The 246-nt window shown below is 30.5% G+C and carries 1 protein-coding gene; it reads right to left on the bottom strand.

Features of this window, described 5'->3' with window-relative positions; translation table 11 throughout:
- The coding region (locus tag KHA90_RS25295) for an IS3 family transposase (RefSeq protein WP_213308314.1) at positions 1–246 on the bottom strand (246 nt) is incomplete at both ends.

Genomic DNA, 246 nt, shown 5'->3' with positions numbered 1-246 from the left:
TTAAACTCTGTAACATCTGTGGCCCATTTTTCATTTGGCATTGCTGCTTTAAAATTGCGCTTTAATATATTAGGCGCTATTTTTCCTTGTTCCCCTTTATATGATTTATACTTTTTTAATCTAATAATACTTTTTAATCCTAGGAGTGTCATTAATCTGAGAACCGTTTTATGATTAATTAAAACACCTTTATTTCTTAGATCTAAAGTAATACGCCTGTAACCAAATCTGCCTTTATGCAGATGA

It is taken from the genome of Flavobacterium psychroterrae, from assembly GCF_018380615.1.
Classification (GTDB): domain Bacteria; phylum Bacteroidota; class Bacteroidia; order Flavobacteriales; family Flavobacteriaceae; genus Flavobacterium; species Flavobacterium psychroterrae.
This window is presented reverse-complemented; position numbering and strand designations above follow the sequence as displayed.